This window comes from Phenylobacterium sp. (assembly GCF_028290885.1).
Classification (GTDB): domain Bacteria; phylum Pseudomonadota; class Alphaproteobacteria; order Caulobacterales; family Caulobacteraceae; genus Phenylobacterium.
In genome coordinates this window covers 1-7,866 of record NZ_JAQGIZ010000102.1, presented here as the reverse complement: position 1 = coordinate 7,866, position 7,866 = coordinate 1, and the positions used below count along the sequence as shown (strand labels likewise).

Genomic DNA, 7,866 nt, shown 5'->3' with positions numbered 1-7,866 from the left:
TGCCCGAGATCTCCGGCCTGGAGGTCACCAAATGGCTGAAGGAGGACGCGGAGCTGGCCGGAATCCCGGTGGTCGCCGTCACGGCCTTCGCCATGAAGGGCGACGAGGAACGCATCCGCGAGGGGGGCTGCGAGGCCTATATCTCCAAGCCGATCTCGGTCACCCACTTCCTCGACACCATCCGCCGCCTGATGGGTTGAGATCATGTCCGCGCGCATCCTGGTCGTGGACGACGTCGAGGCCAACGTCCGCTTGCTGCAGGCCAAGCTCGAGGCCGAGTACTACGAGGTGCTGACCGCGCCGGACGGGCCGACCGCCCTGGCGCTGGCCGCGGCCGAGAAGCCCGACATCGTATTGCTGGACGTGATGATGCCCGGCATGGACGGCTTCGCTGTCTGCCGCCGGCTGAAGGACGACGCGGAAACCCGCCACATCCCGGTGGTCCTGCTGACCGCGCTCGATGGCCGCGCCGACCGGGTCGCGGGGCTGGAGGCCGGCGCCGACGACTTCCTGACCAAGCCCATCGACGATGTTCTGCTGTTCGCCCGGGTGCGCAGCCTGACCCGCCTGAAATCGGTGATTGACGAGCTGCGCGACCGGGAGGCCTCGGGCCGCCGCATGGGCGTGATCGCGGGCGTCGCCTCGCGCCTGGGCGGAACCGGCGGCCGTATCCTGGTGGTCGACGACCACGAGCGCCAGGCCCAGCGGGTCTGCGCCGAGCTTTCCATCGAACACCGCCCGGTCTCCGAAACGACGCCTGAGAACGCTCTGATCGCCGCCCGCGGCCCCGTGGACCTGATCATCGTCAACGCCGCCGCCAAGGCCTTTGACGGCCTGCGTTTCGCCGCCCAGATCCGCTCCGACGAGGTGACCCGCAGCCTGCCGATCCTGGCCATCGTCGACTTCGACGATCGGACGCGGCTGGTGAAGGCGCTGGAGATCGGCGTCAACGACGTCCTGCCGCGCCCCATCGACCCGCAGGAGCTGGCCGCCCGGGTGAAGACCCAGATCCGCCGCAAGCGCTACACCGACTACCTGCGCGACAACCTCGACCAGTCGCTGGAGTTGGCGGTCACCGACCAGCTCACCGGCCTGCACAACCGCCGCTACATGGAAAGCCAGCTGGAGGCGCTGGTCCGCCGCGCGGTGGTGGGCGGCGGCGATCCGGTAGCGCTGCTGGTCATCGACATCGACCACTTCAAGAAGGTCAACGACGGCTTCGGCCACGCCGTGGGTGACGAAGTGCTGCGCGAGTTCGCCGTCAGGCTGGCCTCCAACGTCCGCGCCATGGACCTGCCGGTGCGCTTCGGCGGCGAGGAGTTCGTGGTGGTGATGCCGGAAACCGAGCTGGAGCACGCCCACCGCATCGCCGAGCGCATCCGCCTGCACGTCGCCGGCTCGCCGTTCCGGGTGATGGGCGGCGAGGAGCTGCTCACCGTCACCATCTCCATCGGCGTGGCCGCCAGCCTGCGCGGCGACGACGCCCCCGCCAAGCTGGTCCGCCGCGCCGACGAGGCCATGTACGAGGCCAAGGCCCGCGGCCGCAACCGGGTGATCGCGAAAGCGGCTTAGTTGCCTTCCCCCGGTACGGGGGAAATGTCGGCAATGGGCGAAGCCCGGCCGACAATGGGGGAAGTATCTTCTTTCCTTGACTTCCCCCATCGACCCTCCAGCCAAGTGGCTGTCGGGCCACTTCCCCCGTACCGGGGGAAGACCCCAGAAACGAAAAAAGCCCGACCTTTCGGCCGGGCGTTTTCGTTGCAGATCCTGAAGCTTACGAAGCCTACTTGATCTTGCCTTCGCGGAACTCGACGTGCTTGCGCACCACCGGGTCGTACTTCTTCAGGACCAGCTTGTCGGTCTTGGTGCGGGCGTTCTTCTTGGTGACGTAGAAGAAGCCGGTGTCCGCCGAGGAGTTCAGGCGGATCTTGATGGAGGCGGGCTTCGCCATGGCGGGTCCCTTAAAGCGAGAGAATGGGGCGGGGCCGGACGGACAAGCCGACGGCGGGTGTTCGAAGAGCCGCGGAAAATACGAATCCGCGGGCCAAAGTCAATGACTTCCGCCTCAGCCGCCCCCCTTCAGAGGTGGACGGGCCGCATGGCGCGGTCCTTGTAGCGCAGGAAGGGCTTGGGCCGGGCGGGGTCGTCCATCCGCAGCACCACCTCCTTGAGCATCGTCCGCGTGACGGTGGGCAGCGGCAGGCCCTGCGCTTCGTCGAAATCGACCCAGGCGATCTCTTCCAGCTCCCCGCAATCGGCCTGGCGCTCGAGGCTCAATAGCCGCTCGGCGTCGGCCAGCAGGAACCAGGTGTCGAAGCGCTTGCCGACGCTGGGCGGGGTGATGGCGCGCGCGACGATGTCCAGCGCCTCCAGGTCGGCCAGCGCGCCCTGCGCCACGAACTCGCGCCAGGGCCCCGCGGCGGGCCGTGCGGGTGCGGGGCGGGCGAGCAGCAGGCCGGTCTCTTCCCAGGTCTCGCGGATCGCCGCCAGCGCCAGCGCCCGCCCGCGTCCGGCCGGCAGGTAGGCGTCGAACAGCGCGCCGACCTCCGGCTTCATCTCGGTGGCGAAGGGGGCGTGGTAGTCCGCCCGGTCGATACGCCCGCCGGGGAACACCCAGCGGTCGGGCATGAAGCTGTGGCCGCCGTGCCGCCGGCCCATCAGGACGCGGGGCTTGGCCCCATCGCGCCGGACGATCATCACCGTCGCGGCGTTCTTGGGCCGCACGGCGCGCGCGCCGGGAATCCGCGGCGGCCCTTCGGGCTTACGGAATTCAGCGGGGACTTCGGTTTCACTCATCAAGCAACTGTATGGTCCCCCGCGCGGCCGAGGAAACCCTGACCTAGGGGAACCAGCGGCCTAGCGCCGCGCCCCGCCCTTCTTGCGTCCGTTGCGGATGTTGCGCGGACGGCCGGGCTGGCCGGCGCGCTGCGGTCCTTTGAAGCCACCCCCGGAGCTTCCAGGCCGCCGGTCGTTGCGGGTGCGCATGCCGAGCCGGGGCCGGGGGGCGTTGGGATCGGCCGCAGCGGGCTCGCTCAGCATCTCGAACAGCAGGCCGCCGGTGATCGGCGTGGCTTCGGCCAGCTTCACCCGCACCTGCATGCCGAGCGGCCAGCGCGCGCCGGTCCGCTCGCCCACGAGGGCGTGCGCCCGGTCGTCGTGGACGAAGTACTCGCCGCCCAGCTTCGACACCGGCACGAGGCCGTCGGCGCCGGTCTCGTTGAGCCGCACGAACAGGCCGAAGCGGGTGACGCCGGTGATGCGTCCGTCGAACTCCGCGCCGACGCGGTCGGACAGGAAGGCCGCCACATAGCGGTCGTTGGCGTCGCGCTCGGCGGCCATGGCGCGGCGTTCGGCGAAGGTGATGCTTTCGGCGGTGTCCTTCATCTTCGAGACGTCGCGGTCGCTGAGGCCGTCGGCGCCCAGGCCGAGCGCTGTGACCAGTCCGCGGTGCACGACCAGGTCGGCGTAGCGGCGGATCGGCGAGGTGAAGTGGGCGTACTTGGCCAGGTTCAGCCCGAAGTGGCCGATGTTCTCGGTGGAATAGATCGCCTGCATCTGGGTGCGTAGGACCACCTCGTTGACGATCTCCGCATTGGGCGTGTTGCGGGTCTCCTCCAGCAGCTTGTTGAAGCGGTCGGTGCGCGGCGCCTCGCCCTTCGACCAGGGGATACCCAGCGTCTGCAGGAAGTCGACCAGCGCCTGCATCTTCTCCGGGCTCGGCGTGTCGTGGATCCGGTAGATCAGCGGCGTCTTCTTCGCCTCCAGGGTCTCGGCGGCCGACACGTTCGCCTGGATCATCATCTCCTCGATCAGCTTGTGGGCTTCGAGCGCCGCGCGCGGCAGGATCGAGTCGACACGGCCCATCTCGTCGATGTGGATGCGGCGCTCGAGGCTCTCGATGGCCAGCGGCGAGCGAGCGTCGCGGCCCTTCTTCAGCACCGCGAAGGCCGCCCATAGCGGGCGGATGATGGTCTTGGCGATCGGCCCGGTCTTGTCGTCTGTCCGGCCGTCGGCGGCCGCCTGGGCCTGCTCATAGGAAAGCTTGGCCGCCGAGCGCATCAGGCCGCGGACGAACCTGTGGCTGCGCTTGCGCCCATCGGCGCCGAAGACCATGCGCACCGCCATGCAGGCGCGGTTCTCGCCTTCGCGGAGGCTGCAGAGGCCGTTGGACAGCACCTCCGGCAGCATCGGCTCGACGCGGTCGGGGAAGTAGACGCTGTTGGCCTTCTCGCGGGCGGTCTCGTCGAGCGCCGAGCCCGGGCGCACATAGGCCGCGACGTCGGCGATGGCCACCCAGACGATCCAGCCGCCGGGATTCTTTGGGTCGTCGTCGGGCTGCGCAAAGACCGCATCGTCGTGGTCGCGGGCGTCGGCCGGGTCGATGGTGATGAAGGGGATGTCGCGCAGGTTCTCGCGGCCGGCCAGGGTCGGCGGCTGGGCGGCCGCGGCTTCGGCCTCTGCGGCGGCGGAGAAGCCAGTCGGGATGCCGTGGGCGTGGATGGCGATCAGCGAGGCGGCGCGGGGCTCGTCCTCGCGGCCGATGACCTCCAGCAGCTTGCCGCGCTTGGGGCCGTAGCGGGTCTCGGCGGTGGTCGCCTGGGCCAGCACCAGGTCCCCGTCGCGCAGCTCCTGGGCCTGCGGGTCGGTGAGCAGCAGGCTCTCCTTGGAGCGCCGGTCGACGGGCTCCACGCGCACCTCGCGGCGGGCCTTGCGGATCACGCCCAGCACCCGCTGCGCGCCGGCGCCCAGCGACTTGATCAGCCGGGCCTCGTACTGGCCGTTTTCCAGCTTGGCGAAGCGCACCAGCAGCCGGTCGCCCATGCCGGGCGCGGGGCCGACGTCGCCCTTGCGGGCCGGCGCAAGGGGCACGAGCGGGGCGTCCTCGCCCTTGGTCAGCCGGACCAGCAGCTCGCCGTCCGGATCGCGCTCGACGACGTCGACCACGCCGACCTCGGGCAGGGCGCCGGCTTCGGCGAAGCCGCGGCGGCCTCTGCGGCCCAGCGTGCCGTCGGCTTCCATGGATTGCAGCATCGAGCGGAGCGCGCGGCGCTCCTCGCCCTTCAGGGCGAAGGCCTTGGCGATGGCGGCCTTGTCGGTCTCTCCGCTGTCGCGGATGTATTTCAGGAGGGTGTCCCGGTCGGGCAGACCCTTCGGAATGCGCGCCGTCCGGGGCGCGTGGGAATGGGGTGGCTTAGGTTTAGACATACGGGGTGCTTAGCACCTTTCAGGGGTGTTCTTGAGTATTGGGTGAGGGGGCGCGCGAAACCCGGCTGCGCCCGCGGAATTTGCGGATTGGCGGCCTCTTCGCAGCCTGTTCGGCAGCGATGCGCAGGGCTCATATAGGCGCTCGCGGTTAAGATTGCACGCCCGGCGGATGAGCTCGCCGCTCGGATCAGCGCTAAGGTGGCGTCAGGAGGACCGCCCATGCTCAGTGGAACCCATCGTTTCCCCCGTCAAGACGAGGTGGTCTATGGCCGTCCCGCCGTCGAGGTGCTGAAGGAGCTGGCGGCGTCCTACGGCGTTCGCCGGCTGCTGATCACCACCACGGCTTCGCTCGCCGACGGGGTCGCGGCGCAGACCGCGGCCGATCTGGGCGACCTCTGCGTCGGCGTCTTTTCGGGGATCAGCGCACACTCGCCGCGCGAGGCCGTGATCGCCGGCGCGGCCGAGGCCCGGCGGCTCGAGGCGGACCTGCTGGTGGCCGTGGGCGGCGGCTCGGCGATCGACGCCACCAAGGTCATGCAGATCTGCCTGTGGGCGGGCCTCACGAAGCCTGAGGAGCTCGACGCCTACCGCGCCGGCCAGGGACCTGACCGGGTGCGGGTCGCCGACCTTGCGGCCGGGGTGCGGATGGTCGCCGTGCCGACCACGCTCTCCGCCGCCGAGTTCACACCGTTCGCCGGCGTCACCGACACCGGCAAGCACGCCAAGGAGGGCTTCGGCCACGCGCTGCTCGCGCCGCGCGCGGTGATCCTCGATCCGGCGATGACGCTCGCAACCCCGCCGCAGCTGTTCTTCTCGACCGGCCTCAAAGCCGTCGACCACGCGGTCGAGCAGCTCTGCAATCCCATCCGGACGCCCTACGCCGACGCCCTGGCCGAGGACGGTCTGCGGCGCCTGGCGCGCGGGCTCGCCGCCGCCAACGCAAGGCCGGCCGACCTCGACGCGCGGCAGGAGTGCCAGTTCGGCATGTGGCTGGCGATGAGCGGCGCCGGCGCGGGGCGGGGGCTCGGCGCCAGCCATGCCATCGGCCACACCCTGGGCGGCAGCTACGGCGTGCCGCACGGAATCACCTCGTGCGTCATGCTGTGGGCGGTGCTGAAGTGGAACGAGGGTGTGGGCGCCGATCGCCAGGCCCTGGTCAGCGAGCTGATGGGCGCGAAGGGCACACCGGCCTCCCAGGCCGTGAAGCAGCTCGCCGCGGGCCTTGGTCTGCCCACCGACCTCGCCAGTGTCGGCATCCGGCCGGACCAGTTCCAGGCCATCGCCGAGCACACCATGCATGACGCCGGCGTCCGCGCGAACCCGCGGCCGATCACCGGCCCGCGGGATATCGTGGAGATCCTCGAGATCGCGCGGGGATGAGCGGTGGTGGGGTGGGCTAAGCCGAGGCCTTAGCCTTCTTGGCCGCCGGCTTCTTCTTCGCCACAGCCTTCTTCTTCGCCGGCGCTTTCGCGGCCGCCGCCTTCGGAGCCGCCTTGGCCGCCCGCGCGGGCTTGCGCTTGCCGCCGCCGGAGGGTTTCGCCGCCCGCTCGGCCAGCAGGGCCACCGCCTGCTCCAGGGTCACCGTCTGGGGATCGGCCCCGCGCGGCACGTTGGCGTTGGTCGCACCGTGCTTGATGTACGGGCCGTAGCGGCCGGATAGCACCCGCACCGGCGCGCCGTCGGCCGGGTGGGCGCCGAGGTCCTTCAGCGCCGCAGCCTCGCCGCGGCGGCCCGGGCCCCCGGCGCGTTTCTCGGCCAGCAGCACCACCGCGCGGTTGAGGCCTACGTCGAACACCTCGTCGGCGCCGGTGAGGTTGGCGTAGGTTCCGTTGTGCTGCACGAACGGCCCATAGCGGCCGATGCTGGCGGTGATCGGCTGGCTGTCCTCGGGATGCAGCCCCACCTCGCGCGGCAGGCGCAGCAGCCTGAGGCCCTTCTCCAGGTCCATGTCCGGGGCCGACCAGCCCTTGGGCAGGCTGGACCGCTTGGGCTTCTCGCCCTCGCCCAGCTGCACATAGGCGCCGAAGCGGCCGGACTTCAGGAAGACGGTCATGCCGGTGTCCGGGTCGACGCCAAGCGCGCGGTCGCCCGAGGCCTGCTCGCCCTCCTCGGCCTGGCCGATCGGGCGGGTGTAGCGGCACTCCGGATAGTTCGAGCAGCCGACGAAGGGTCCGAAGCGGCTGGTCTTCATGCTCAGCCGCCCCGTTCCGCAGGTGGGACAGACGCGCACGTCCGAGCCGTCGGCCTTGGGCGGGTAGAGGAACGGCGCGAGGGCCTCGTCCAGGGTGTCGAGCACCGAGCGCGTGGTCAGACCCAGGATCTCCTCGGTCTTCGGATGGAACTCCTTCCAGAATTCCCGCAACAGCACCTTCCAGTCGAGGTCGCCCGCCGAGACCTTGTCGAGCTTCTCTTCGAGGTCGGCGGTGAAGTCGTATTCGACATACCGGAGGAAGAACTTCTCGAGGAAGATCGTGACCAGGCGGCCCTTGTCCTACGGAATGAAGCGTTTCTTGTCCATGCGGACGTATTCGCGGTCGCGCAGCACGGTCAGCACGGAGGCGTATGTCGAGGGCCGGCCGATGCCGAGATCATCCATCTTATTGACCAGGCTGGCTTCGGAATACCGCGGCGGCGGTTCGGTGAAGTGCTGGTCGGAACGGG

6 protein-coding genes and 1 pseudogene are annotated in these 7,866 nt (G+C 70.1%); 3 read left to right on the top strand and 4 right to left on the bottom strand.

Going from position 1 to position 7,866, the window contains the following annotated elements:
- Both JWP28_RS07330 and JWP28_RS07325 read left to right on the top strand, forming a co-directional pair.
- Positions 1–200, top strand: a 200-nt coding sequence (locus JWP28_RS07330; RefSeq protein WP_299541605.1) for a response regulator, incomplete at its 5' end; no start/stop codon positions are given.
- A gap of 4 nt (positions 201–204) precedes the next feature.
- On the top strand, positions 205–1,572 hold the full coding sequence (locus JWP28_RS07325) for a PleD family two-component system response regulator (protein WP_299541603.1): 1,368 nt from the start codon (positions 205–207) through the stop codon (positions 1,570–1,572).
- Positions 1,573–1,783: 211 nt separating this feature from the next.
- Here JWP28_RS07325 and rpmG read toward each other — a convergent pair whose 3' ends face one another.
- From rpmG to rnr, 3 genes are all read right to left on the bottom strand, one after another.
- Positions 1,784–1,951, bottom strand: a complete 168-nt coding sequence (gene rpmG / locus JWP28_RS07320; RefSeq protein ID WP_299541601.1) for a 50S ribosomal protein L33 — start codon at positions 1,949–1,951, stop codon at positions 1,784–1,786.
- 128 nt (positions 1,952–2,079) lie between these two features.
- A complete protein-coding gene (locus JWP28_RS07315; RefSeq protein WP_299541599.1) occupies positions 2,080–2,796 on the bottom strand; it encodes an NUDIX hydrolase in 717 nt (238 codons plus the stop codon).
- A gap of 60 nt (positions 2,797–2,856) precedes the next feature.
- The gene (gene rnr / locus JWP28_RS07310; protein ID WP_299541598.1) at positions 2,857–5,205 is read right to left on the bottom strand and encodes a ribonuclease R; all 2,349 of its coding nucleotides are present in this window, start codon (positions 5,203–5,205) and stop codon (positions 2,857–2,859) included.
- Positions 5,206–5,424: 219 nt separating this feature from the next.
- Between rnr and JWP28_RS07305 the strand changes: the two genes are divergently transcribed.
- On the top strand, positions 5,425–6,585 hold the full coding sequence (locus tag JWP28_RS07305) for an iron-containing alcohol dehydrogenase (protein WP_299541596.1): 1,161 nt from the start codon (positions 5,425–5,427) through the stop codon (positions 6,583–6,585).
- Between the two features lie 16 nt (positions 6,586–6,601).
- On the opposite strand, the pseudogene JWP28_RS07300 reads toward JWP28_RS07305, so the two are convergent.
- A pseudogene (locus JWP28_RS07300) lies at positions 6,602–7,866 on the bottom strand (topoisomerase C-terminal repeat-containing protein); the annotation flags it as partial.

Excerpts from the sequence above, each read along its gene's own strand:
- JWP28_RS07325 (WP_299541603.1), top strand. The coding sequence starts at position 205 with ATGTCCGCGCGCATCCTGGTCGTGGACGACGTCGAGGCCAACGTCCGC.
- rpmG (WP_299541601.1), bottom strand. The coding sequence starts at position 1,951 with ATGGCGAAGCCCGCCTCCATCAAGATCCGCCTGAACTCCTCGGCGGAC.
- JWP28_RS07315 (WP_299541599.1), bottom strand. The coding sequence starts at position 2,796 with ATGAGTGAAACCGAAGTCCCCGCTGAATTCCGTAAGCCCGAAGGGCCG.
- rnr (WP_299541598.1), bottom strand. The coding sequence starts at position 5,205 with ATGTCTAAACCTAAGCCACCCCATTCCCACGCGCCCCGGACGGCGCGC.
- JWP28_RS07305 (WP_299541596.1), top strand. The coding sequence starts at position 5,425 with ATGCTCAGTGGAACCCATCGTTTCCCCCGTCAAGACGAGGTGGTCTAT.